Annotated in this window: 1 protein-coding gene; it reads left to right on the plus strand. The window is 67.4% G+C overall.

All coding sequences use genetic code 11. From position 1 onward, the window contains the following. On the plus strand, positions 1-1,217 hold a 1,217-nt coding region (locus B4M62_RS13225), incomplete at both ends, for a (Fe-S)-binding protein (protein WP_290713823.1).

Genomic DNA, 1,217 nt, shown 5'->3' on the forward strand with positions numbered 1-1,217 from the left:
CATGCGCCGCTACCAGGTGCTCATTGAATCGGACTTCCCGAGCGAACTCGCCGGACTGTTCAAGAACCTGGAGAACAAGGGCAACCCGTGGGGGCAGAGCCCAGCCGGCCGGACCGCGTGGATCGACGAGATGGACATCGACATCCCGGTCTACGGCAAGGACGTAGACAACTTCGCCGGCTTCGAATACCTCTTCTGGGTCGGTTGCGCCGGCGCCTATGAGGACCGTGCCAAAAAGACGACCAAAGCGGTCGCCGAACTCCTCGATGTCGCCGCGGTCAACTTCCTGGTCCTCGGCGAGGGTGAGACGTGCACGGGCGATTCGGCCCGCCGCGCCGGCAACGAGTTCCTGTTCCAGATGCTCGCCCAGCAGAACATCGAACAATTCGACGAGGTGTTTGCCACGGCACCCACACAGCGCAAGAAGATCGTCGTGACGTGTGCCCACTGCTTCAACGCCCTGGGCAACGAATACCCGCAGGTCGACGGTGAGCGCGGCGTCTTCGAGGTGGTGCACCACACCCAGCTGCTGAACCGCCTCGTGCGCGAGAAGCGGCTCATCCCGGTCGCGCCGCCCAGCGGCGAGTCCGTCACCTACCACGACCCCTGTTTCCTCGGCCGGCACAACCAGGTCTACGACGCTCCCCGCGAGCTTGTCGAGGCCGCCGGTTCCACCCTGACCGAGATGCCCCGCCACGGCGAACGCTCCATGTGCTGCGGCGCCGGCGGCGCGCGCATGTGGATGGAGGAGCAGATCGGCCAGCGCATCAACATCGACCGGGTCGACGAAGCGCTGTATACGCTCGCCGGCGCGCCGGCAGCGACCGGCGAGAAGCAGAAGATCGCCACCGGCTGCCCGTTCTGCCGCGTGATGCTGACCGACGGGGTAACCGCACAGACGGCCGGGACCGACAAAGAAGACCAGATCGAGGTCGTCGACGTGGCCCAACTCCTGCTAGAGGGCGTCAAGCGCGGCATTGAACTCGACGTGGTGCGCGCGGGCAAGATCGGTGGCCCCGGCGACGTGAAGCAGCCCGTGGCCGCGGCCGTCGCTATTGCGGAGAAGGCGCCACTGTCCGCCAAACCGGCCGCGGCACCAGCGCCCACCGCCCCGACTGCCACCGCCCCGACTGCCTCCGCCGCGGACGCCAAGCCGGCCGCCAAGGGATTCGGCATGAAGGGCGGCATGAAAGAGCCCGGCGGAGCCACCCCGGCAC

The sequence above is a fragment of the Gordonia sp. UBA5067 genome, assembly GCF_002414845.1.
GTDB classification, from domain to species: domain Bacteria; phylum Actinomycetota; class Actinomycetes; order Mycobacteriales; family Mycobacteriaceae; genus Gordonia; species Gordonia defluvii.